This is a genomic window from Kitasatospora sp. NPDC059803 (assembly GCF_042732255.1).
Lineage (GTDB): Bacteria > Actinomycetota > Actinomycetes > Streptomycetales > Streptomycetaceae > Kitasatospora.
In genome coordinates this window covers 42,300-66,438 of record NZ_JBHWIJ010000007.1, presented here as the reverse complement: position 1 = coordinate 66,438, position 24,139 = coordinate 42,300, and the positions used below count along the sequence as shown (strand labels likewise).

General features: G+C 67.7%; 16 protein-coding genes and 1 tRNA gene. 10 read left to right on the top strand and 7 right to left on the bottom strand.

Annotated features, from left to right (window positions below; all coding sequences use genetic code 11):
• The first annotated feature begins 148 nt into the window (after nt 1-148).
• The 3 genes from ACFV6I_RS02335 to ACFV6I_RS02325 all read left to right on the top strand — a co-directional run bounded on the left by ACFV6I_RS02335 (nt 149) and on the right by ACFV6I_RS02325 (nt 2,707).
• Nucleotides 149-1,801, top strand: a complete 1,653-nt coding sequence (locus tag ACFV6I_RS02335; protein ID WP_380423317.1) for an alpha/beta hydrolase — start codon at nt 149-151, stop codon at nt 1,799-1,801.
• Between the two features lie 84 nt (nt 1,802-1,885).
• Nucleotides 1,886-2,551 carry a leucine efflux protein LeuE gene (gene leuE / locus ACFV6I_RS02330; protein ID WP_380423316.1) on the top strand — a complete coding sequence of 222 codons (666 nt, stop codon included), beginning with the start codon at nt 1,886-1,888 and terminating at the stop codon, nt 2,549-2,551.
• 82 nt (nt 2,552-2,633) lie between these two features.
• A tRNA-Thr gene (locus tag ACFV6I_RS02325) sits at nt 2,634-2,707 on the top strand.
• A gap of 47 nt (nt 2,708-2,754) precedes the next feature.
• Here ACFV6I_RS02325 and ACFV6I_RS02320 read toward each other — a convergent pair.
• The gene (locus ACFV6I_RS02320; protein ID WP_380423318.1) at nt 2,755-3,237 is read right to left on the bottom strand and encodes a tyrosine-type recombinase/integrase; all 483 of its coding nucleotides are present in this window, start codon (nt 3,235-3,237) and stop codon (nt 2,755-2,757) included.
• A 107-nt stretch (nt 3,238-3,344) separates the two neighbouring features.
• Between ACFV6I_RS02320 and ACFV6I_RS02315 the strand changes: the two genes are divergently transcribed.
• Together ACFV6I_RS02315 and ACFV6I_RS02310 are read left to right on the top strand one after the other, a co-directional pair.
• Complete coding sequence (locus ACFV6I_RS02315; protein ID WP_380423315.1) at nt 3,345-4,190, top strand: sigma-70 family RNA polymerase sigma factor; 846 nt, start codon at nt 3,345-3,347, stop codon at nt 4,188-4,190.
• 3 nt (nt 4,191-4,193) lie between these two features.
• Nucleotides 4,194-5,003, top strand: coding sequence for a hypothetical protein (locus tag ACFV6I_RS02310; protein ID WP_380423314.1), 810 nt, complete (start codon nt 4,194-4,196; stop codon nt 5,001-5,003).
• Nucleotides 5,004-5,557: 554 nt separating this feature from the next.
• Here the strand turns inward: ACFV6I_RS02310 and ACFV6I_RS02305 are convergent.
• Nucleotides 5,558-7,246: a DUF6119 family protein gene (locus ACFV6I_RS02305; protein ID WP_380423313.1), complete on the bottom strand. Its 1,689-nt coding sequence runs from the start codon at nt 7,244-7,246 to the stop codon at nt 5,558-5,560.
• Nucleotides 7,247-7,415: 169 nt separating this feature from the next.
• Between ACFV6I_RS02305 and ACFV6I_RS02300 the strand changes: the two genes are divergently transcribed.
• The 5 genes from ACFV6I_RS02300 (at nt 7,416) to ACFV6I_RS02280 (ending at nt 17,465) form a co-directional block, all read left to right on the top strand.
• On the top strand, nt 7,416-9,149 hold the full coding sequence (locus ACFV6I_RS02300; protein WP_380423312.1) for an N-6 DNA methylase: 1,734 nt from the start codon (nt 7,416-7,418) through the stop codon (nt 9,147-9,149).
• The gene (locus ACFV6I_RS02295) at nt 9,146-11,176 is read left to right on the top strand and encodes an N-6 DNA methylase (protein ID WP_380423311.1); all 2,031 of its coding nucleotides are present in this window, start codon (nt 9,146-9,148) and stop codon (nt 11,174-11,176) included. The genes ACFV6I_RS02300 and ACFV6I_RS02295 overlap by 4 nt, the downstream gene beginning before the upstream one ends.
• Before the next feature lie 215 nt (nt 11,177-11,391).
• The gene (locus ACFV6I_RS02290) at nt 11,392-12,516 is read left to right on the top strand and encodes a restriction endonuclease subunit S (protein ID WP_380423310.1); all 1,125 of its coding nucleotides are present in this window, start codon (nt 11,392-11,394) and stop codon (nt 12,514-12,516) included.
• An 11-nt stretch (nt 12,517-12,527) separates the two neighbouring features.
• Nucleotides 12,528-15,749, top strand: a complete 3,222-nt coding sequence (locus tag ACFV6I_RS02285) for a type I restriction endonuclease subunit R (RefSeq protein ID WP_380423309.1) — start codon at nt 12,528-12,530, stop codon at nt 15,747-15,749.
• Between the two features lie 75 nt (nt 15,750-15,824).
• A complete protein-coding gene (locus tag ACFV6I_RS02280) occupies nt 15,825-17,465 on the top strand; it encodes a protein kinase (RefSeq protein WP_380423308.1) in 1,641 nt (546 codons plus the stop codon).
• A gap of 130 nt (nt 17,466-17,595) precedes the next feature.
• Here ACFV6I_RS02280 and ACFV6I_RS02275 read toward each other — a convergent pair whose 3' ends face one another.
• The 5 genes from ACFV6I_RS02275 to ACFV6I_RS02255 all read right to left on the bottom strand — a co-directional run bounded on the left by ACFV6I_RS02275 (nt 17,596) and on the right by ACFV6I_RS02255 (nt 23,952).
• Nucleotides 17,596-19,026: a hypothetical protein gene (locus ACFV6I_RS02275; protein WP_380423307.1), complete on the bottom strand. Its 1,431-nt coding sequence runs from the start codon at nt 19,024-19,026 to the stop codon at nt 17,596-17,598.
• Nucleotides 19,027-19,626: 600 nt separating this feature from the next.
• Entirely contained in the window at nt 19,627-20,583 is a 957-nt protein-coding gene (locus ACFV6I_RS02270) for a TauD/TfdA family dioxygenase (protein WP_380423306.1), read from the bottom strand.
• Nucleotides 20,584-20,786: 203 nt separating this feature from the next.
• On the bottom strand, nt 20,787-21,782 hold the full coding sequence (locus tag ACFV6I_RS02265; RefSeq protein ID WP_380423305.1) for an ArsR/SmtB family transcription factor: 996 nt from the start codon (nt 21,780-21,782) through the stop codon (nt 20,787-20,789).
• Between the two features lie 242 nt (nt 21,783-22,024).
• Complete coding sequence (locus tag ACFV6I_RS02260; RefSeq protein ID WP_063348706.1) at nt 22,025-22,702, bottom strand: response regulator transcription factor; 678 nt, start codon at nt 22,700-22,702, stop codon at nt 22,025-22,027.
• The gene (locus ACFV6I_RS02255; protein WP_063348707.1) at nt 22,699-23,952 is read right to left on the bottom strand and encodes a sensor histidine kinase; all 1,254 of its coding nucleotides are present in this window, start codon (nt 23,950-23,952) and stop codon (nt 22,699-22,701) included. The genes ACFV6I_RS02260 and ACFV6I_RS02255 overlap by 4 nt, the downstream gene beginning before the upstream one ends.
• Nucleotides 23,953-24,139: the final 187 nt, after the last annotated feature.

Genomic DNA, 24,139 nt, shown 5'->3' with positions numbered 1-24,139 from the left:
CGGCGACCTCACCGGGTGTGGCGGGGGCGTCGCCGCCCGGGGCCCGGGGGGGGGGCGGGGCGGCGCGCTGTGGTGCAATGCGAGGCGGGTCGCCGGGCGACGACCCTGGGTGACGATCGAGAGGGCTCGGATGATCGCGAGGGGTCGGATGAGGGCCACCGGGCGGGTACTGGCCGCGGCGCTCGCCGTCGGGCTGCTGGCGGGCGGGTGCGGTGCGGGTTCGTCGGGTTCGTCGAGCTCGTCGGGTTCAGACGGCTCAGCGGGCTCAGCGGGTTCGTCCGGGGCGGGGGGCGCCGGGTCGTCCACCCCGGCCCCGCCCGGGGTCACGCCGCTGGAGCCGCTGCCCGCCGCCGTCCCGGCCGGGCTGGCCCCGTACTACGCGCAACGGCTCGACTGGCAGTCGTGCGACGGCGGGTTCGAGTGCACAGCCTTCCGGGTGCCGCTGGACTACGACCGCCCCGGCGACGGCGACCTCACCCTGGTGGCGGCCCGCGCCACCGCCGTCCCAGCGGGCTCGGGTTCGGGTTCGGGTTCCGCGGAGGGGGCCGGGGGCGGCCGGCTCGGCTCGCTGCTGCTCAACCCCGGCGGGCCCGGCGGCTCGGCGGTCGAGTACCTGGAGGCCGCCGCCCGGACGTACGACAGCGGCGTGCGCGCCCGGTACGACCTGGTCGGCCTCGACCCGCGCGGAGTCGGCCGCAGCAACCCGGTCACCTGCCTGAGCGGCGACCGGATGGACGCCTACACCGCCGTCGACCTCACCCCCGGCGACCAGCACGGAATCGACGCGCTGATCGCCGCCGACAAGGAGTTCGCCGAGGGCTGCCGGCAGCGCGCCGGGGCGGCGCTCGGCCACCTCGGCACCGTCGAGGCCGCCCGCGACATGGACGTGCTGCGCGCCCTGCTCGGCGACGAGCGGCTGAACTACGTCGGCAAGTCCTACGGCACCTTCCTCGGCGCCACCTACGCCGGGCTCTTCCCCGGCCGAGTCGGGCGGCTGGTGCTGGACGGCGCGGTGGACCCGTCGCTCGACTCGGTCACCGGCAACCGCACCCAGGCCGGCGGCTTCGAGACCGCCTGGGCCGCCTTCGCCAAGGACTGCGCCAAGCACGAGGACTGCCCGCTCGGCCGCACCGAACAGCAGATCGGCGATCAGCTCACCGCCCTGCTCGCCACCGTCCAGGCCCACCCGCTGCCCAGCACCGACCACGGCCGCCGACTCACCGCGGCCCAGGCGACCACCGGCGTCATCCAGGCCATGTACGCCGACTTCCTCTGGCCCAAGCTGCGCACCGCGCTCACCGACGCCAAGGCCGGCGACGGCACCAGCCTGCTGAGGCTCTCCGACTCCTACTACGGGCGCGAGGCGGACGGCTCGTACCCCAACCTGATGTTCGCCAACACGGCGGTGAACTGCCTCGACCTGCCCGCCCCGTTCGCCGGGCCGGAGGACGTCCAGCGCGCCGTGCCGGACTTCGAACAGGCCTCGCCGCACTTCGGCCGCGACATGGCGTGGATGGCGCTGGCCTGCACCTACTGGCCGGTCCGGGCCACCGGCACGGCGCACACCATCCGGGCCGCCGGCGCCGCCCCCATCGTCGTCGTCGGCACCACCCGCGACCCGGCCACCCCGTACGCGTGGGCCCAGGCGCTGGCCGGGCAACTGGAGTCCGGACGCCTGCTCACCTACGACGGGGACGGCCACACCGCGTACGGGCACCACGACGCCTGCGTGGACGGCGTGGTCAACCGCTACCTGCTGGCGGGTGAGGCACCGGAGCCGGGCAAGCGCTGCGCCCGGTAGGCGGGATGGTTTCCGCTTCAACCGACCGCCGGTGCGACGTTACGATGAGCGCCCCCCGCCCTCATCCCCTCCCCGGAGCGCACCGTGCTCGGAGTCAACGACCTGGCGACGTACGTCCTCGGCGCCCTCGTCATCGTCCTACTGCCCGGCCCCAACTCCCTGTACGTGCTGTCCGTCGCCGCCCGCAAGGGCATCCGGACCGGCTACCAGGCCGCCGCCGGCGTCTTCGTCGGCGACCTCACCCTGATCAGCCTCACCTCGCTGGGCGCCGCCTCCCTCCTCAAGGCCAACCCGGCCGTCTTCGCCGTGGTCAAGCTCGGCGGCGCCGCCTACCTGCTCTGGATCGGCTACGGCATGCTCCGCGCCGCCCGCCAGCTCTGGCGCGAACGCCGGACCGCCGACAACCCCGACAACCCCGCCGCCACCGTCGAACCGGCCGCCGAACCCGTCGAGCGCCCGTTCCGCCGCGCCCTGGTGATCAGCCTGCTGAACCCGAAGGCGATCCTCTTCCTGCTCTCCTTCTTCACCCAGTTCGTCGACCCGGCCTACGGTCAGCCGGCCCTCTCCTTCGGCCTGCTCGGCGGCATCCTCCAGACCTTCAGCGTGCTCTACCTCTCCCTGCTGATCTTCGCCGGCACCACCCTCGCCGCCACCTTCCGCCGCCGCAGGCGCCTCTCCGCCACCCTCACCAGCGGCGTCGCCGTCCTCTTCGCCGGCTTCGCCGCCAAACTCGCCGTCTCCTCCGCCTGACCCCCACCCCCGCCAACCGGGTGTGGATCACCCGCGAAACCTGTGTAGACTGGCCCGCGTTGCCACCACGCGTGACAACGGTGCCGCCTTAGCTCAGCTGGCCAGAGCAACGCACTCGTAATGCGTAGGTCGCGGGTTCGAATCCCGCAGGCGGCTCTGTAGAAGCCCCAGGACTCACTCGCCGTGACCTGGGGCTTTTGCCTTTACTGCATCCGTCGCCGCCGTCGCGCGCGGGCCGCCCTCGTGTTCGCGGTCTCAGTTGTGGTCTCACTTCCGGCCGGTTGAGGCCAGAGCGCGTTGCCCATCCGCCGTGCCGCTTCCCGGGTCGTCGGGGTGGTCGTCTTGACGTAGCGGCGCGTCATGCTGATCTGCGAGTGGCCGAGGATCTCCATGATCGTGAACGGGTCCACGCCCAACTCGTTGAGGATCGTCCCGGCCGAGTGGCGGCTGCCGTCGTGCTGGCGCCGGTCCTCGATCCCGGCTTCGGCCAGCAGCTCCTTGAACTCCTCCCAGTCGGCGTGGGGGTCGACCGGCTGTCCGTCGGGACGGCAGGTCACGAGGCCGTAGTCCTGCCACTCCTCGCCGGCCGCCGTCCTCCACTCCTCCTGCTGCTGGCGCTGCGCGCGAAGGAGCGGGATCAGCGGCGGAAGCAGGGGGGTCGTGCGGCGACTGCCCTTGGTCTTCAGACGGGTGAACGCGAGGCCGCCGCCATTTCGCTTCGGGCATTCGCCTAGGCGTCAAGCCCCCCTCGCGGTACCCTTGCTTTGCCCCCCTAGGCAGTGAAGGGATCACGATGCGCGAGGAGCTTGAGCGGGTGGCCAATGTGGCCGTCCCGATCGACCGGGCCAAGGCGGCGATTGCCCTGATGGCGGACTACCAGAACCGGGTGGTCGAGCTGTCCCGCGTCCGTCGGGAGGCCATCGAAGAGGCGTCGGCGTCGGGCATGTCGCAGACCGAGATCGCTGCTCTGCTCGGCGTAAGCCGTGGGCGCGTCGGTCAGCTCGCGTCGGCCGGCCCCGCGCCGGAGCGTGCGTTCTTCGGCCTGGGACCGATGACCGTGGCGGTCGGCGGCAAGTACGAGGCGGGGAAGTCCCTGGACGAGAACCCGAGTCAGGTCGTGACCAGGGAAGACCTGAACAACTACGAGCACCTGCGCAAGCTCTTCACGGGCCTGAAGCTCGACTCCGATTGCGAGGTCATCCCGCCGTCCGGCATCGTGAACCTCAACCGCGAACACCTGGTTGTCATCTGCGGGCCGCGGCTCTCCCCGATCGTGGCTCAGGTACTCGAAGGTGACGACAACCTGCGGTTCCGCAAGGACACGGCCTGGCACTTGGTGGACCTGCGCACCGAGACCGAGCACCGGTCCCCGCTCGATGCGGACGGCGCGGTTGGGGATGTCGGTTACCTCGCCCGGCTGCCCCGCCTCGACGGCAAGGGCACCTTCCTCTACATCGCGGGCATCCACGCGATCGGCGCGAACGGCGTAGTGCACTACCTGGAGAACCACCTCGGCGAGCTGTACCGCGAGGTTCGGACGAAGCGTTTCTCCACGCTCATCTCCTGCCGTTACGACCCGAAGACCCTTGAAGTTCTGGAGAGCAGCAGGATCACCCCGATCTACCGACACGAGGGCTGAAAGATGCGCGTCTCCATCGCCACCGCACCCGGTGGCATGAACCCCAATGAGGACTGGGTGGCGGCCACGCCCATGCTCGCCGTCGTCCTGGACGGTCTGAGTACGGCCGGGCTGGACACCGGTTGTCGGCACGGCGTCCCGTGGTACGTCTCCCAGCTCGGCGGCCACCTGGTGGCCGCACTGGCAGAGCCCGGCCGGCCGCTGGCTGACGGGTTGGCGGAAGCACTGGAACAGGTGGCGGCGCTCCACCCCAGGTGCGATCTCGGCGATCCCGGGACGCCGTCCGCAACGGTGTCGATCCTGCGGGCCGGCGTCGACCGGTTCGACTACCTCGTTCTCGCGGACTCACCCATCGTCTTCGAGCAGGCCAATGGCTACCAGGTAGTCACTGATCTGCGAGTGGACACCGTGGTGCCGGAACTCCGCGCGGAGACGGAGTGCTTCGCCACGGGCACGCCAGAGCACACTGAGAGCGTCCGCCGAATGGTTGAGGCCCAACGGCTCACCCGAAACACCACGAACGGCTACTGGGTGGCCGCTTCAAGCGGTGAAGCGGCGCACCATTCACTGATCGGCGCGGTACCGATCGCTGGGATTCGGGCGGCGGCCGTCCTGTCTGATGGGGTCTCACGGCTCGTGACCGAGTACCAGACGGCCTCGTGGGCGGATGCGTTCGCAACGCTCCGGGAGGCTGGCGCAGACGGTCTGATCTCGGAGGTTCGAAAGACGGAGGCCACTGACCCAGATGGGCGCCGTTGGCCACGCTTCAAGTCGGGCGACGATGCGACCGTGGCGTTCTGCCAACTGCCGTAGCGACACACGTTCTTTCCTGCGGTTGTCGGGGCTGGGCGGGCGCTGGTCTCAGTTCGGGTCTCAGTCCACTGCGTCCGTGGCGATCCGCGACCGTCCCGCGTAGTCCGCTGACCAGCCATGCGGACGAACGTGGACGGTCGCGGACAGTGATTGGGCAAACTCGTAATGCGTAGGTCGCGGGTTCGAATCCCGCAGGCGGCTCCATAGTGAACCCCGGGTCAGGCCTCTGACCTGGGGTTTCTTCTTTTGGGTGGCCTTGGAATTCGGGCTAATCGGGCAGGTGCGGTCTGCGCATCGCAATGCGCAGGCCCAAGGTTCACTCAGTGTTGCTGGCTAGCCGCGACTGGGCCGCTGACCTGCGGTTTGTGAGGCATGGCGCGAAACTGTGGCAAGTGATCGATGCGGGCCGGTGGACAGCCGGTGGACAGCCGTGCGTGATGCTCCGTCAGCAGCTCTTTCGCCCCCTTGGGTGCCGTGGGAAGGCCGGCGCTGGAACTGTGCTGTTCCGACAATCGAGCTACGGGTTCGCGATGCAGCCCCGAGGGCCGACGCGCTCAGCGCCGGATCGCCAAGACCTCGACCTCTGCGTTCATCGCCCGCAGCCGTCGGGCTGACTGAAGGAGTGAGACCTGAGCGAAGGCGAAGAGGGAGTCGATGGTGATCTCCTTCCCGTCTTTGAGGAGGATGGCGAGGACAACCTTCAAAGTGCCGAAGTCGCTCAGGAGACGGTGGTCGGGCGTACGGTCCGCAACCTGCCGGAGGAAGTCCCTGCGGATGGCTTCGTCACTGCGCAGGGTTTCGACGGCGGTCACGGCCTGAGCGAAGAGGTGGTTCAGCGGCGCGGTGCCAGCACTGCTGCTGGCCTTCTTGACACAGATCAGCTGGTTGTCCGGGCCCAGGACATCGCAGATCTCCAGCCCGCCGCCGTTGAACTTGTCGGTGACGACGTTCTTCTTGTCGAAGAGAAGGTAGCCGTCTTGATCGGCTGCTCGCCTGTTGTACCAGTCCTCGTCGTGAGAGTCCTGCCGCTTGCTGTTCGGTGCGCCCTTCGGCCACGTCGGCAGTTGGACACTCGACGGCTTGTCGAGCAACTGCCGCAGCTCGTCCTCGAGCGTCTCAAGGAATCTGGCACCCACCTCGTACCACTTTCCATGGCCATAAAAGTACCGCGTCGTTCCGACGGGGACGTCCGCGATGAGCCACTCCTTGCCGCTGGTAGCCGCGCCGGCTGGCGTCTTCAGGTCGTCGTCGCTGAACATGACGACGCGCACCTGGCTAAGCGCCTTCATGCGATCACCTTCGGCCTTGTCCGAGACGAACTGGAGGAGGACAGGGAGGTCGAGGTCGAAGACATCGTTGCTATGGCTACCCAGGGTGATGCGGAATGCCTGTGCAGAGCCGAAGCCCTCTTGGCAGGCTTCGGGAACTCCCAACGTCAGCCGGGGGTGGCTGGCGTCAGCCAGCATGGCCTCCAAGGCGGCCTGGGCGTCCACTGCCTTGCGGCTTCGGTTGTCCAGGGTGTGCAGTCGGTCCACGAAGCGCAGCTCGGGCAGCGGGTCGGCTCGGGCGCACACCTCTTCAATCGCGCGCAGGTCGCTGAGGAACTCCTCCGGAGTGGTGGCCAGCGGCAGCTTGATGGTTGACTCCGAGCACTCGACCCGGACGTGCTTGGAGGTCCCGGAAGGCAGCGAAGTCAACGCAATGCCGCTGACCGTTCCGCAGATGCGGCGGACGACCGCGCCGAATCGGTCGAGCCCGAAGCCGTCGATGCGCTCGCCGCGGGCGACGGAGTACTCATCAACACGCCCGCGGCCGTCCATGATCTGATTGCGGACCTTGATGATGCCGTCCTCGTCCAGGCATCGGGTAGCGAACTCCAGCCCGAACTCGTCGTCCCGGTAATAGGGGTCGAGCATGTGCTGGCCGACGCCGTAGCTCAGGGCGTACAGGCCGCGCTCGGTCCGCATCAGGACGAGGCCGGCGGCGGAGTGGTTGCGCTCGTTGACCTCCAGGCCGGTGATCCGTTCCACGGCCGGGCACCAGTCAGCGCGGTCCCGGGGGATCCCTCCGTTCACCAGTAGTCCAGTGACGCCCTCTCGGGAGAAGTTGCGGACCTGGTAGCCCGGACGGCTGAGGTAGCGGGGGCGCACGAGGGCCCGGAGGTCTACCGGCCGCCCATCGGGAACGGTGAGCCGGTGCAGGGTGGACTTCCGGGTTCCGGTGTTCTGCTGCTTGGCATCCACGTGGTGCTCCTTGTCTCTCGCCTTCAGCGGACATGAGCTGCACTGCCTCCTGCGCGCTGACCGGTCGAATGGCAGCAGCAGTGCGTCGATAATGAAAGTAGCCAGAGTCTGTTGGCGCTGTCAACAGGATGTAACTTCAAGCAGGCTGGCCATGGTGTACGGTGAAGCCATGCTTGAAGACGACGTCCCCGACCCCACGGCCACCGCTGCGGAGATCGCACGGTTGGCCGGGGTGACGCGCGCCGCGGTCTCCAACTGGCGCAGGCGTCGCCCGGACTTCCCGGCGCCTGTCGGCGGCACGGCGGCCAGCCCGTTGTTCTCGCTCGTTGAGGTGCAGCGGTGGTTGGACGGACAGCGCGAAGGCCGGGAGGCCAACAGCGAAGTCCGGTTGTGGCAGGCGCTTCGCACCGCCTTCGGTGCCGAGATGGTTGGAGCGCTGGCGGCCGTTGGCGAGTATCTCCTCGGGGAGGGCCCCGGGCTGAAGGACCGCTCTGCGCGCGAGGCGATGGAAAGACTGCTCGCGGAGCGGACTCCTGCAGAGGTGATGGATGGACTTGTCGCCCGTCTCTTGGATTCCACTGCCCGCGCCGCGTTGGACGGAGCCTCGACGCTGCAACTCGCCCGAGCTGTGGGGGAGCTTGCGGGCGAGACCACCGGCGCCGTCTTCGATCCGGCCTGCGGTATCGGATCCCTCCTGGTTGCAGTGGGCGGCGACAAGGTGCGCAGCAGGCTGGGCCAGGACATGCAGGCGGACGCGGTTCGTCTGGCCCAGGTGCGAACGGACCTGTCGATCGCCTCAGGGGCGACACCCTCTCGACTGGCGGCGGGCGACTCGCTTCGGGCAGACGCCTATCCAGACCTCCGCGCGGACCTGGTCGCGTGCGAGCCGCCAACTGCCGTGGCTGACTGGGGTCGTGAGCAGCTGCTTGTCGATCCGCGGTGGGAAGCCGGCGTGCCCTCGCGCGGTGAGAGCGAACTCGCCTGGCTCCAGCACTGCTACCACCACACAGCCCCTGGGGGGAGGGCCGTGGTCGTCTTGCCAGCGTCGGTCGCCCACCGCCGATCCGGTCGGCGCATTCGCGCGGAACTGGTGCGTCGCGGCTGCGTCACCGCAGTGGTGGCTCTACCGCCGGGCCTCGCGGCCAGCCACGCCCTCCCGCTGCACGTGTGGATGCTGAGCCGGCCTTCCGCCCCCGGAAACAGCGCGATGACGGTACGCATGGTGGACCTCAGCGCCAGCAGCCCAGACGGACCGTGGCAACCGAAGCCGCACCAGGAGGTCGAGGTGCCGCTGATCGATCTGCTGGACGATGACGTGGACCTCACACCCGGCCGCTATGTCCGCGAGCCAGAACCTGACTACGCGGCAGAGTACGTCGCGCTACGGGCCGAACTCGACCTGCATCTGAGTAAGCTGCGGAACCTTCTACCGGATTTGGTGGCACGGGCCGACGCGAGCAACTTGGACGAGGGCGTACCAGTAGCGGTGAGCGACCTCCTGGCCGCTGGCCTGGTCACCCTCGACGGCGAGGAACTCGCCTCCACCAACGACCAGCTGGACCCGGACTATGTGCGGGGCTTCGCAGCCAGTCCGGCGAACACCCGCCGTGGTACCTCGTCCTCGGGTACGTTCCGAGCGGACCTTCGCTCAGCGCGCTTGCCGCGTATGGACATTGAGGCGCAACAGCGTTACGGAAGCGCCTTTCGCTTGTTGGGCATGTTCCAGCGCGAACTCGCCGAACTCGCCAAGATAGGCGACCGAGCCGCGCAACTCGCCCGCGATGGCCTCACCAGCGGCGCGCTCGACCCAGAGCCCGCGCGAGACTCTGGCGACACCAAGCAGCAGATCACGACGACCGACGGACACGACGCAGTGCGGCGGGAAGAGGGCAGGACGCTTTGAGCAAGAACCAAGAACTGGCTGACTTCATCTGGTCGGTGGCCGACCTGCTGCGCGGAGACTACAAGCGCTCCGAGTACGGCAAGGTCATCCTGCCGCTGACCGTGCTGCGCCGACTGGACTGCGTCATGGAGCCGACCAGGCAGGCGGTATGGGATCGGGCCGCCTCATACACCGGGGAGAACAAGGACGGGCTGCTGCTGGCGGCGTCCAAGCTCAAGTTCTACAACCTCTCCGAGCAGACCTTCGACACCATCAGCAGCGACGCGGCCAACGTGGCGAAGAACCTCAAGGACTACATCCGGGGCTTCTCCTTGGAGGCCACCGAGATCATCAATCGCTATGAGTTCCACCTCCAGATCGACCGGCTGGACAACGCTGACCTGCTCTACCAGGTGGTGCGGAGGTTCGCAGGTCTAGATCTGAGCTTCGAGGCTGTGGACAACCACGACATGGGCTACGTCTTCGAGGAACTGATCCGCAAGTTCGCCGACGCCTCCAACGAGACCGCTGGCGAGCACTTCACCCCGCGCGAGGTCATCGAGTTGATGGTCGAGCTTCTGCTCGCCCCGGACGACGACCGGCTGAACGGAGAGGGCCAGGTCGTCAAAATCCTCGACCCGGCCTGCGGCACCGGAGGCATGCTATCGGCGGCCGAGGAGCACATCCGCAAGCTGAACCCGAGGGTGCGCGTCAACCTGTTCGGACAGGAGCTCAACGCCGAGTCGTACGCCATCTGCCGCTCCGACATGCTGCTCAAGGGCCATACCGCCAAGAACATCCGCTTCGGCAACTCCTTTAGCCAGGATGGCCACGAGGGCGAGACCTTCAACTACATGCTCGCCAACCCGCCCTTTGGAGTGGAGTGGAAGAAGGTCGAGAAGGTCGTCCGTCAGGAGCACGAGGAGCGGGGATACGACGGTCGCTTCGGCGCTGGCCTGCCCCGGATCAATGACGGTTCGCTGCTGTTCCTGCAGCACATGATGAGCAAGATGCAGCCGCTCAAGAAGGACGCGGCAGGCGATGAGGTCGGCGGTACCCGCCTTGCCATCGTCTTCAACGGCTCCCCGTTGTTCACCGGTGGCGCTGGGTCTGGCGAGTCAGAGATCCGCCGGTGGATCATCGAGCACGACTACCTGGAGGCGATCGTCGCCCTCCCGGACCAGCTCTTCTACAACACCGGCATCTCCACGTACTTCTGGATCGTCACCAACCGCAAGCCCGCGGATCGCAAGGGCCGCGTGATCTTGCTCGACGCCCGCGACCAGTGGACCAAGATGCGCAAGTCCCTTGGTGAGAAGCGCAAGAGGATGACTCGGGTCCAGATCGGGCACATCTGCGCGACCTACCGCGACGGGCTCAGCATCGCTGGCGACGAAGGCCATCCGGATCACGCGCGGGTGAAGGTCTTCGCCAACCGAGACTTCGGCTACCAGCGCATCACCGTGGACCGGCCGCTCAAGCTCCGCTTCGAGCTGACCGATGACAGCCTTGCTCAGCTCGGCGCGTCGGCCGCCGTGAAGAAGGCGGTCGGGGGCGAGGCGGCGGTCGAGCTGCTGCTGGACGCGCTCAAGCCGCTGCTCGGGTCGCAGTGGTCCACCAAGGCCGAGGCATGGGACGCCCTGCGGAAGGCGATGGTGGCCGGAGGCGTGCTGTGGCCCTCCGCCGCGCCGTTCCAGAAGGCTTTGCGTGATGCCGTGGGAGTGACCGATCCGGAAGGCGAGGTCCAGCTTGTTAAGGGCAAGCCCGAGCCCGACCCCGACCTGCGCGACAACGAGAACGTCCCGCTCGGCGAGGACATCGACGAATACCTCGCCCGCGAGGTGCTACCCCACGTCCCGGACGCCTGGATCGCGGAGACCCGCAACCCCAAGACGAAAGAGACGGAGCGGTTCAAGCTGGGGTATGAGATCCCCTTCACACGCCATTTCTACGTCTACACGCCACCGAGGCCACTCGTGGAAATCGACGCGGAACTGAAGGGGCTGGAGTTCGAGATCCAGGCATTGCTGGGGGAGATCACACAGTGACAAGTTCTGTTGCAGAGTGGGTCGGCAAGTCTCCGTCGCACTGGACGCGAGGCCGGATTAAGAATCTCACGAGCTCGACCACGAACGGTACGTGGGGCGACGATCCAGCGGGCGACGGTACGGATGTGCGCTGCATTCGGGCCGCGGACTTTGATCGGTCTGCACGCCTGGCTTTGCTTGACGGTGCTCCCCTACGTAGCGTCGATGCAAAATCGTTGCGCAAGAACTTGCTTCGCGAGGGCGACCTGATTCTGGAGAAGTCTGGGGGTGGAGAAAAGCAGCCTGTAGGGATGGCCGTACTGTTCACGGGAGCAGAGCCTGCCGTTTGCTCTAATTTCTGTGCTCGAGTTACTCCGGCCGAGCGTACGGATTCGCGATTTCTGTCCTACGCCCTGGCTACTGCTTATGCGCAGGGCCTCACGCAAAGTGCAATCAAGCAGACCACCGGTATTCAGAACCTGGATTCTGGGGCGTTCTTTTCCTCTTCCTGGGCGTATCCGGGATTTGATGAGCAGCGCCGCATTGCTGACTTCCTTGACGTTGAAACTGGGCGGATTGACCGGCTAGTCGAAGCCCAGCAGCGGCTTTCTGCCACGTTGATTGAGCGGAGAACCGCCGGGGTGATCGCCGCAGTCACCGGGGATCATCATCCCGATCGGCGAACGTCCGCGCTTGCGTGGGCAGACAATCTGCCCGCCCACTGGAGCGAAGTGAGATTGGGCTTGGTAGCACGCATGGGTAGCGGTCACACTCCGAGCAGGTCGCGTCCTGAGTGGTGGGTCGACTGCACTATTCCGTGGATCACTACGGGTGAAGTGAGTCAGGTTCGCGACGATCGGCGTGAGGAGATTACTGAAACCCGCGAAAGGATCAGCAAGCTTGGCTTGGAAAACAGCTCCGCGGAGCTCTGCCCCGCCGGGACGGTAGTTCTCTGTCGAACCGCATCGGCGGGCTACTCGGCTGTCATGGGGGAAGAAATGGCGACCAGCCAGGACTTCGCTACTTGGATTTGTGGTCCGCTCCTGGATCCGTACTACCTCCTGTGGTGCCTGCGCGCCATGCGTCAAGACCTCCTCGGGCGCCTTGCCATGGGCTCCACCCACAAGACCATTTATGTACCTGACCTTCAGATGCTGCGCATTCCTCTTCCCGACCTGGCGGAACAGCGCCGGGTCTTGAAGAAGATTCACGATCAGAACCAACGTATTGACCGACTAGCTGACGCCGTTAAGCGCCAGATTGCACTCCTGGGCGAACGCCGCCAAGCGCTCGTCACCGCCGCTGTCACCGGCCAGCTCGACGCCACCACCGCCCGCCCCGCGCACGACCGCGACCTCTGAGGGGGATTCAGATGAACGACGCCCGCGTGTACACCGAGAAGGCCTTCGAGAACGCTGTTGAGGCGGCGCTGCTGCGCAGCGGGTGGCAGCGCGGGCTGTCGAACACCTATGACCGGGATCTTGGGATCGACACGTCCGAGTTGGCCACGTTCCTCGGGGCCTCACAGAACGACGCGTGGCTTGCGCTACAGGCCGCCTATGGCGAGGAGGAGCAGCAGGCCATCGGCCGGTTCGCGAAGCGGGTGGCGAGGGAGATCGATTCGCGAGGGCTGCTGGATGTCCTGCGGCGGGGTGTGAACGACCGGAACGTAAAGATCCAGCTCGCGTACTTCCGTCCCGCGCACACTCTCGCTAGCGATGCCTTGGACGAGTACGACGCCAACCAGCTCACTTTCGTGCGCCAGTTCCACTACTCGGCCTCGCGCCCGTCCGACATCCTCGACATGGCGTTCTTCCTCAACGGACTGCCCGTTGCCTCGGTGGAGCTGAAGAATGGACTGACCGGCAAGACCGTCGAGGACGCCAAGCGGCAGTACCGGGAGGACCGAGACCCGAAGGAGCTGTTCTTCGCGAAACGAAGCCTGGTGCACTTCGCGGTCGATCCGACGCTGGCATTTCTGACGACCCGCTTGGCCGGGGACGCGACTCGCTTTCTGCCCTTCAATACCGGCTCTGGTGGCCCCGGTCAGATCGGCGGGTCAGGCAACGTCCCAGCACTTACAGACGGGTCGTACCCCACCTCCTACCTTTTCGATGGGGTATGGGCGAGGGACAACTGGCTGGAGCTGCTGCAGCGCTTCCTGCACGTGGAGGACGCCGCAGCGAAGGCCGGCCGGGCGCCTTCGCACAAGCCCGGCAGCGCGCACACGCAGCCGTTGATCTTTCCGCGGTTCCACCAGTGGGACGCGGTGCGCAAGCTCATCGCGCACGCGGCCCGCAACGGCGCGGGGGAGAACTACCTGATCCAGCACTCCGCCGGTTCGGGCAAGTCCAACACCATCGCCTGGCTGGCTCACCACCTGTCCAGCCTGCACACCTCCCACGACCCTGGGCTGATCGCGCCGGCCGCACTCGCCTCGGGTCTGGGGGCGAACAAGCTGGTCTTCGACAAGGTCATCGTGATCACTGACCGGCGGGTGCTGGACAAGCAGCTCCAGGACACGATCTACCAGTTCGACCACAAGGCCGGCGTGGTCGTGCGGATCGATGAGAACTCCCAGCAGCTCGCGGACGCGCTGACCGGACCGACCGCCCGAATCGTCATCACCACAGTGCAGAAGTTCCCCTTCGTCCTGGACAAGGTCGCGGGGCTGGGTGGACAGCGCTACGCGGTGATCATCGACGAGGCGCACTCCTCGCAGGGAGGGGAGAGCGCAGCGGCACTGAAGAAGGCGCTAGGTCGTCTCGGCTCGGACGTGGTTGACGAAGACGGCGACCCGTTGACGGCTGCGGCCCTGGCCCGTGGCAAGCAGCCGAACCTGTCCTTCTTCGCTTTCACGGCCACCCCCAAGGCGAAGACGATCGACCTGTTCGGCACCCCTTACCCCAATGCCGGCTCGGGGGAGCAGGAGAAGGGACCGTTCCACGTCTACTCGATGCGGCAGGCCATCGAAGAGGGCTTCATCCTCGACGTGCTCGGCAACTACATCACCTACGCCACCTACTTCAAGCTCCAGGAGGCCGCCGCCGACGCGGCCGAGCAGCAGGTGGATCCGCGTAAGGCCCGCTCCAAGCTGGTGAGGGCCGCGCTAATGTCGGAAGCGTCGATGGCCTCCCGCGCGAAGATCATCGTCGACCACTTCCGCTCACATTCCAGCCCGCGCCTCGGCGGCCGGGCCAAGGCGATGGTGGTCACCTCCAGCCGAGAGCACGCCGTGCGGCTCTACCAGGCCATGCGCACCTACATCGACCAGCGCGGCTTCACCGACTGCGGCACCCTCGTCGCGTTCTCCGGGGCACTGACCCTCGACGGGATCGAGTACACCGAACCCAAGCTCAACGGCTTCCCCGAACGTGAACTGCCTGCCCGCTTCGGCTACACCCGCGCTGACGACCCGAACCCGCCGTCTGTTCCCAAGCCCGAACACCGCATCCTCGTCGTCGCGGAGAAGTACCAGACCGGCTTTGACCAGCCGCTGCTGACCACCATGTACGTCGACAAGATCCTGGTGAAGTTGGCCGCAGTACAGACTCTGTCCCGACTGAACCGCACCCACGCCCTCAAGACGACCGAGGACCTGTTCATCCTCGACTTCGCCAACCGCCCCGAGGACATCCAACAGGCGTTCCAGCAGTACTACGAGGCGTCGATCAGCGAGCCCACCGACCCCAACCTGCTGTTCGACCGCGAACGCGAGGTCATGGCCTACCAGCTCCTGGTGCAAGCTGAGATGGACGCGTTCGTCACGGCTTACTTCGCCGCCTTCCAGGGCGGCAAGGCGACCGACACGGCCATCATGAAGGCCCACGCCCGGCTCTACGGCTACCTCCAGCCGGCCCTGGACCGCTTCAACGCCCTCAACGCCACCGAACCCGACACCGCGGCCGAGTTCCGCCGCGCCCTGGAGTCCTACACCAAGGCGTACGGCTGGCTCTCCCATGTCATTGGCTTCGAGAACCTGGAGCTGGAACGGCTCTACCAGTACGGGCGCTTCCTGCTGCGCCGCCTGCCCGCACCCGTGCGCAGCGCTGGTGCAGACATCGGTGCCGCAGTGCCGAGTCACATGCGCATCACCCAGACCGGCACCCCCGAACTTCGCCTGGAGGCAGCCGGCGCACAGCTCCTGCCAGGCTTGGTGCCCGAAGCTGGCGGAGCAGTGGCCGAGCCGGAGGAGATGTCGCTGGCCGAGGTGATCCAGTCCGTCAACGAGGAATACGGAACTGGGCTTTCCACCACCGACCAGATCCTGCTCGGCCAGCTGGTGGTCGCCGTCAGCGAAGATCCCGAACTGCGGGCCATCGCGCTGCACCAGGATCAGGACGTCTTCGGCGGGGAGTTGGAGAAGGACCTCGACCGGATCGTCATCGACCAGTCGGCTTCCAACGACGCGCTTATGGTCCGCTACTTCGATGACGCCAATGTCAACCGCCTATTCAAGCAGGTCGCGACTCAGCAGGCGTATCAGCTCATCCGTCGCCCGGTCCGGCGCGAAGCCGAGCGCCGGGCCACCGAACAGCGGGCCGCCGAACTGAAGTCCACGGGAAGCCGTCGCGCGGAGCCACCGACCGCATAACCTTTGCCCGACAGTACGTCATGTAACAGGCACGGCGGGGTGGTTACGCTCCGCCCATGCAGAGAGGCACCGCGCATGGTGCACGGCACGCCGCCCTCCGAGCCCGGAGAACCGGCCCGCGTCATCGCGGGCCGGTACCGGCTGCATACCCCCATCGGTGCGGGCGGCATGGGCGAGGTCTGGCGGGCGTACGACGAACGTCTGGACCGCCGGGTAGCCGTGAAGATGATGCTGGCCGAAAGCCCGGTTCCGCCCGGATTCCAGGGCGCGGCTTTCGAAGAGACCCTGCAGACCCGCAGAGCCCGCTTCCTGCGTGAAGTCCAGATCACCGCTGGTATCGAACACCTCGGTGTTCCCGCTGTCTACGACACCGGCATGGATGAGGCCAGCGGACGCCTGTTCGTGGTCATGCAGCTCCTGCAGGGCCGCGAGCTGCAGACCTTCATCGACGAAACCGACTACGAAAGCGAGACGGTCCCCGTCTCCTGGGCCGCGGCCGTCGGTGCCCAGATCGCCTCCGTCCTCGACACCGTGCACCACCACGACGTCGTCCACCGCGACATCAAGCCCTCCAACCTGATGATCACTCCTGGAGGGGTAGTCAAGGTCCTCGACTTCGGCGTCGCCGCCCTTCGCGGAGTCGGCACCCTGCCCCGGCTCACCCAGGTCGGCATGACCGTGGGAACTCCGCCTTACATGTCACCCGAGCAGAGCCTGGCCAACGCGGTAGGCCCCGCCGCCGACGTCTATGCCCTCGCCTGCGTACTCCACGAACTCCTGACCGGGAAGCCACCCTTCACCCCCGATGACAGCCGCTCCCACATGTGGCACCACGTCCACACGCCGCCACCTCCCATCCGATCCCTGCGCCCGGATGTACCGGCCGACATCGAGAAGCTGCTCTTGGCGATGCTCACCAAGGAATCCGAGCAGCGCATGGATGCGATAGAGGTCTATGACGCTCTCCTGCCTCTCGTTCATGTCAACACCAAAACCCTCACTGCGACCGGCGATGGTGTCCTCGACCCCCGACTGCCGTTCCTGCGCCCCTTCGGTGGCCGGGCGCGCAGTGCCGGCGTCGCCGCCTCCTACACGCCCACCGTGGTGGTTCCCTCGCCACTAGCAGTCCCTGCCGGGGCGGCGCAGGCAGGTACCGCCGCCTTGACCGAGAAGGAGGCGGACGCGATCTCGGACCGTGCAGCTCGGCTAGCTCAGGAGGGCCAGTTCACCCAGGCCGGCGACGCTCTGGATGAGGCCATCGCGAGGGCCACGGATCCAGAACTCAGGGAAGGCATGCAGTTCAGTCTCGCCCAAGTGAAGTTCCTGGCCGGAAGCCACCGCGAGGCCCTCGCCCTGTTCGAGCCACTCGCCCACGAATACACCAACCGCTACGGCGACGACGACGAGCAAGCACAGCTGTGCTGGTACTACGCCGCGCAATGCCGGATGGAACTGGGTGAGGCGAGTGCCGCCATCCGGGCTTTCGACCACGTCGCGGAGAACACGCCTGCTCCCGACGACGAGGACGCCGTCAATCGCCATCTGGATACCCTCGCACGACTCATGAGCCTTTACGCGGCGGCGGAGAACCTTCCTCAGGCACTGGACGTTGGTGACCGTCTCCGGTCGGAAACCTCCCAGCTGCGGGGAAGCGACTGGCCGGGGCTGGTGCAGATCGACGTGTATCTTCGCCGCCTTCGCCAGGATCTCGGCTGACCTCTATAGCTGCATACCGACGGCGTTCGCGTGGTCCGTCTGGCGAGTCGCCGTGGAGCTCCGGTGAGCCGAGCGACACACGTCAGCTAAGCGGGTGGACGCAGGCTGTCATATGTAGAGGGTCTCGGCGTTACTCCTCAGCGTCGATGGGGAAGAGTATGCCCTGCCCTGGGGCCGTGGTGCGCTTGGCCTGCTTCTTTGGGCTGCGGCGATGGTTTCTCTGCTCGCGTTCCCTCACAGTCTCGGTAGCGCGTTCCACGGCAATGACCACGCTACGTTTGGCCTTTATCCGCTCGCGACCAAGGGCGTCCAGTTGCTCGAAGGTTGTGCCGACCGTGCCAGCGAAACCATGCTTTACCAGCTCAATGAACTGAGTGTTAATCATGTGCCGATTGACATGCTTATAGCTGAGTACTCGTCCGCCGCGCTCTCCGAGCGTGCAGTCGTCTGCCAGTAGAAGTCGAACATATGAGACAGGTAGGTACATTCCAGGTGCAAGCCCGTGGTCAGGCAGGCCGTTCTCCGGCCAGTAGGCGAGCTTCAAGTAACATGGATCGGAGCTCAGCCGCCAGTCGTCGGGGGCGGTTGGGCTTTGACTGAGAGCAGCAACCTCTTCCAGTCGATCCAACTGTCTCAAAAGTCTTTCATCTACCTGGGTCGATTTCCGGCGAGGGTCCAGCCGCTTGTACTGCACCAGGACGAAGCTGCGAGTTGCCTCGTGATAGTAGATGAGGTCAGTCCCCAACCGGGCTTCGACCGGGGTTGCGTTGACATTCACGACCTCCAAGCGGCGCCCTTCGGCGTCATGAAGGATTTGGATGTCTGAGCGCAGGACTCCCGGTCCAGTCCAGTCGCTGAATAGTCCGAGGGCCGGTCCAGTCATGCGCACGTCGTGGTCGATCATGCTGTGCTCGACGGGCTCTGGGATCAACCCCGCGGTGTAGGGGGCGTGGATGTCCTTAGGGCGAAGCCACGCAGCGAAGGCTGCAGGTGCTCCAAAGATGCTCCTCGAACAGCGTGCTGCCTCCTGCTGTTCCTGCCAAGCACGATCTTCGGGAAGCTCGCTGTTGAAGACCGGGGCGTTGATCTGCGCGATGAGCCAATCGAGAAGGGAGGCGAGTGAGGAGGAGCGAGCTCGGAGCGCATCTTCGATGACAGTCCAGACATCCTTGGGGCAGTACGTGACTCCGGCTGAACTCGAGAGAGCCTCGAACGTCTCGCGATGCGCTTCCGGAAGCTGCTCAAGCAGCCCGTTGGTACCGAGAAGGGGAACGGGTGGCAGGCATTCACGCAGAGGCTGGACCGTGATGCTCCGGTCCACCGGACCAACCGTGTTCCAGCGCCCGACCTTACCGATCCACACGAGACTTCGATCTCGGACTGCCTGGTGGAGGCGAGACTTGGTGGGCCGGCCATCAGTGAGGAACAGAACCAGCGGCAGCGCGCCCGGCTCTTCTGGCCCGTAGCCCGGAGGGATCGCTTTGGTGAACTTCAGGTTCTGACGGAGATCGTCTTGGCTTCGAGCTAGATCATCGGTGCTCAGGGTTACGAGGAAAACCACCCGCCGAGCGTAGTGGCCGAGCGATCTCTTTGGTGCCGAACCCGCAAGCTGGCAGCATGCCAGCGCAGCAGCCGGATCTGACCTGGCGTCGACGGATTGGTGCACGGCTGGGAGCCCTTCGCGTGGAAGGCGCCTCCTGGATGGGCTTGTGGGAGCTCCACAAGGCCTGACGATCGCCCTGTCTGGTCGGTAGGGACCCCTTCCGGTGGACAGCCGGTGGACGGATGCCTTTGGACGGTGCTGCATGGGATGGCACGGGACAACCTGCCGCACGTGCTCTGACCGGCCCAAACGTCATGAGACGGCAGGGGGCGGTACTACGTAGCACGACTCCTCGTGATCTCGTAATGCGTAGGTCGCGGGTTCGAATCCCGCAGGCGGCTCTGTAGAAGCCCCAGGACTCACTCGCCGTGACCTGGGGCTTTGCGTGCGTGGGGTGGGGTCAGACGGCGATGGGGTTGGCGGCGGGTTCTGGGGGGGGCGTCGGCGGGTGCGGTGTTGCCCTCCGGCTCGTGGTCGATCGTCCGGCAGCCGGTGGGCGTCGTCAGCAGGTCCAACAGTCCGCTGTAGGTGGGGACTTCGGCGGGTGCCGGGATCGTGTCAGGGGGTGGGCCAGTCGGCCCAGGCGGCGGAGGTCATGGTGACCAGGACGGTGCGGTCGCCCGTGTAAGGGGCTCGGCCGTGGCTGGCGAGGATGTTGTCGACGACCATGACGTCGCCCTGTGTCCAGTCGGGGGCGAGGGTGGTGCGGTCGAAGGCGGCGTGGATCTCGGCCAGGGTGCCGGCGTCGATGGGGCTGCCGTCGCCGAAGTAGGCGTTGCGCGGCAGGTTCTGTTCGGGGAAGACGGCGAGGAGCGCCTCGGTGGTCCTCGCGGGCAGCGAGCCGATGTGGAAGAGGTGGGCCTGGTTGAACCAGACGGTCTCGCCGGTCACCGGGTGCCGGGTGAGCGCCGGGCGGACCTGGCTGGTGCGCAGCAGGTCACCCTCCCACTCCCAGGCGATGCCGTTGTCGCGGCAGTAGGCCTCGATGTGCCTGCGGTCCTCGGTCTGGAAGGCCTCCTGCCAGGAGAGGCCGATGCCGTCGTGGTAGGCACGGGTGTAGCGCACGCCGAGGGCGGAGAACTTCTCGACCAGCTCGGCCGGGAGTCCGGTGAGGACGGTGCGGCTGTCCGCGACCGGGGTCTGGCCGCCGGTGCGCGGGGTGCGGGTGGCGAGGAAGAAGAGGTGGTCCGGCCAGCGCGAGGAGTAGGAGCTCTCGTTGTGCTGGGGGATGCGCTGGTCGGCCGGGTACTCGGTGGAGGTGTAGACGCTGCCGGCGACCCGCGAGCGCGGGGTGGAGCGCTCGGTGTACTCCAGGGCGCCGCCGCCGAGGACGGCGGCCACCCCGGCCAGCTCGTCGGTGGAGGCGACTGCGGCGCCGACGAGTCTCAGCGAGCCGTGGCGCAGGGTCAGTCGGCGTAGTTCGGGGCGGTGGGCGAGCAGCCACTCGCCGCGCTCCGCCCGGTCGGGAACGGTGGCGACGGGCTGCACCGTCCCGCTCTCTTCGAGGAAGGACACTTCAAGGTCCGTACGCGATCTCGTCACGGCGGCTTCACCTCGTCTGTGCGGTGGTGGCGGGGATCGGGAACGCCATCATCTTCGCGGCGTGGCCGCCGCCGGGGACAGGCGATTAAGAGAGGCCCGAAAACGTCTGGCGAACGCGGGGCCGGGGCCGGGGCCGGGGCCGCGCCGGGGCCGGGGCCCCGGCGGTGGGCCGAGGGCTACCGGCCGGCCAGGACGGACCTGCCGTGGGGCGCGTTCCGGTGCGGCGCCGTGCCCGGGGGGTGGGCCAGGAGGCGGGTGCCGCCGTTCAGCAGGGAACGGCCCAGGGGCGTCACGGTGTGCAGGACGAGGTTGCGGGTGCGACGGGTGGCGATCAGGCCGGCCGCCCGCAGGACCGAGGTGTGCTGGCTGACGGCGGCGTTGGACACGCCGACGCGGTCGGCGAGTTCGCCGTTGGTGCTGCCGTTGAGCAGGGCCTCCAGCAGAGCGGCCCGGGTCTTGCCGACGAGGCTGGCGAGGGCCTCGCCCTGGGCGGAGTCGAGCGGCCGCTCGGCCTCGCGGGTGCCGAGCACGGCGTCCCCGCGGGAGTCCGGGCGGATCGGGAAGACCAGGGCCGGGGCCGGTTCGGCCTTGACCACGGTGGCGTGCGGCGGGACCACGGCGGGCGCGGTCAGGAACAGCGACGGCGTGATGAGCAGGCCGCGGCCGCTGAGCTCGATGGTCTGGTCCCGGTCGTCCTCGACCTCCAGGACCGGTGCCCGCCAGTGGACGCGCGGGTGCAGGGCCTGGAGCAGCGTCTCCACCCCGGAGGCGCTCATGATCTGCCGGTAGGCGTCGGTGTCGCGGACCAGCCGGGCGTGGATGGCCTGCCAGTACGGGAGGACGGCGATCGTGCCGAACTCCTGGACCAGGCCGTCCGGTCCGGAGGAGAGGTCCTCACCGGCGGTTCGTGTCGGAAGTCGCGGTAACGGGTCGGACGGATCGTCCACCTGCGGCGGCGGAGCGCCGAGCAGATCCCAGATGGTCCGTCCGGAAAGGTCGAAGCGGTGTATCAGGCGTTGGAGCTCTTCTCGGCTCCGTACGCTGTTGGTGACTGTCTGATGCCATCTTCGGAAGTAACCACCCGAGTTCTTCGACCAGTTGTCCAAGGCGAACGCCGCCTCGGCCTCGGCTGTCGGTGGTCCGGCGACCCGGACGCGGACGAGATCCTCCATGGAAAAGACGATGCGGCTCACGAACGTGTTTTCCCTTCCCCCGAAGAGAACTTGGCCACGCGGACGTTCGGCCGAAGCTCCCCCTATTCGACTGGGGGCAATCATCGCCGTTCGCCGGCGCGCCGGGGTATCCCCCGTTCGGGAGATCCGCAGGGGCGGGCCGAGGAGTCGCACACGGTGACAGGAAGGGTGGGGGCGGTGGAGGTGCGGCGAACAGGGGGTGTTCCACCCGGGTTTCGTCCCTATTCCCCACCCCGCTGCATGGTGCCGCCCTCCCAGGCCCAGGCGGCGATCTCGACCCGGTTGCGCACCTTCAACTTCGTCTGGACACTGGCCAGATGGGATTTGACGGTGGAGAGGGAGATGGCCAGCGTCTCGCCGATCTCCTGGTTGGTGCGGCCGCGGGCGACCAGCCGTGCCACGTCGAGTTCCCGGTCGGTCAGGACGGTCGGGGAGAGCGTCGTCGCGGCGGCCTGGGCCGCTCCGGGCCCGGCGGCGGAGAGCCGCTTGAGCAGCCGCACGGTGACGGCGGGGGAGACCATCGCGTCGCCGGCGGCGACCGCGCGGACCGCCTCGATCAGCAGGGTCGATCCGCTGTCCTTGAGCAGGAAGCCCTGGGCGCCGCCGCGCAGCGCGCCGTAGACGTACTCGTCCAGGTCGAAGGTGGTGACCACGACCACCCGCAGCGGGTCGCTCACCCCGGGGCCGGCCAGCAGCCGGGTGACCTGCAGGCCGTTCAACCGGGGCATGCTGATGTCGACCAGGCAGACGTCGGGCCTCAGCCGGCGGGCGAGTTCGACGCAGGTGGCGCCGTCGGCGGCCTCGCCGAGCACCTCGATGTCGGGCTGGCTGTCGAGGATCAGCCGGAAGCCGGTGCGGACCATGTCCTGGTCGTCCGCGATGAGCACCTTGATGGTCATGCCGGCATCCTCCGAGTGCTGGGGTCCGTGTTCCTCACGGGGAGCAGGGCCGTCAGTTCCCATCCTCCCGTATCGTCCGGGCGCTCGGTGAGCGTTCCTCCGACCGCCCGGACGCGCTCCTGGAGCCCGAGGAGGCCGAGGTCCTGCTGTCCGAGGTGGGGGACACGCAGACCCTTGCGGGGCGTTCCCCCGCGTGGCGGTCCGTTGCGCACGGTGGCCTCCAGGGTGGACGGGCCGAGGCCTATCCGTACGGTGACCCCGGTGGCGTCCGGGGCGTGCCGGCGTACGTTGCTCAGGCCCTCGGTGATCACCCGGTGCGCGGTGGTGACGATCTCGGGCGCGAGCCGGGCGGTGAGCGCGGCCTCGTCCAGCTGCAGGTCCACCGGAGTGCCGCCCCGGCGGAAGGACTCCACCATGACGGGTATGTGCGCGATGCCCTGCCCCGAGAGCGGCGAGGCGGCGGCCAGGTCGGTTCCCTCGCGCAGCATGGCGACCAACTGCCGCATCGATTCCAGGGATTCGCTGCCGGCCTGCTCGATGTCGTCGAAGATCGGGACGACTTCCTGCGGCGCGGTCTGCCAGATCGCCCGGCCGGCCTGGGCCAGCACGATGATGCCGGTGACGTGGTGGGCGACGAAGTCGTTGAGGTCGTTGGCGAGGTCGATCAGTTCGTCGCGGCGAACCTGTTCCACGGCCTGGAGCCGGCGGGTGTCGGCCGCGCGCAGGTAGCAGCCGAGGGCGATCGCGGCGCCGGCGACGATGGCCAGCAGCATGACGGTCAGCACTGTCCCGGAGGCGCTGCGGGAGACCCGTGCGGCCAGCCCCAGTAGGGCGGTCACCAGGGCGGTGCAGGTGCCGAGGACGGCGGCGCGGGCGCGGATGTGCCGGGCGGTGGTGATCAGCAGGAGGCTCAGCGCGAGCAGCTCCATCAGCCCGGGGGAGTCCTGCTCGGTGCCGCGGACGAAGCCCACGGCGGACCAGATCAGCGACCAGAGCGCGGCCGCCCCGGCGCGCAGCTCGGGCCGGCCGCGTGGGCCGAACAGCACCAGGGCGGCCGGGACCAGCCCGGCGAGCGGCAGCAGCGGTCCGGCGGTGTCCAGACTCATGGCCAGGTCCAGCAGCCACAGCACGCCGAACCCGACCGCCAGGGCGGCCCGGGCGGCGCGCGGCAGGGTGGACACCGGCGTCGCCGGGGACGCCTCGTCCGGGGCCGGGTGGGCGAGGAGGTCTCGGAGGCTGGGGAGCCGCACGGGCCGGCCTTTCGGGTCGGTGGAGTCGGACGGTCGATCAGGGAACGGGAGGCCGGAAGGTCGCGGGGGAGCGGGGCGGGTGAGGCGGGTCGGGCGGTCGGTGCCGTCGGCTGGACGGGGATGGCCGGAGCGGCGCCCGGACGGGGGTGCCGGGCGCCGCTCGGGGCCTGGCGCCGGGGGCCGGGGC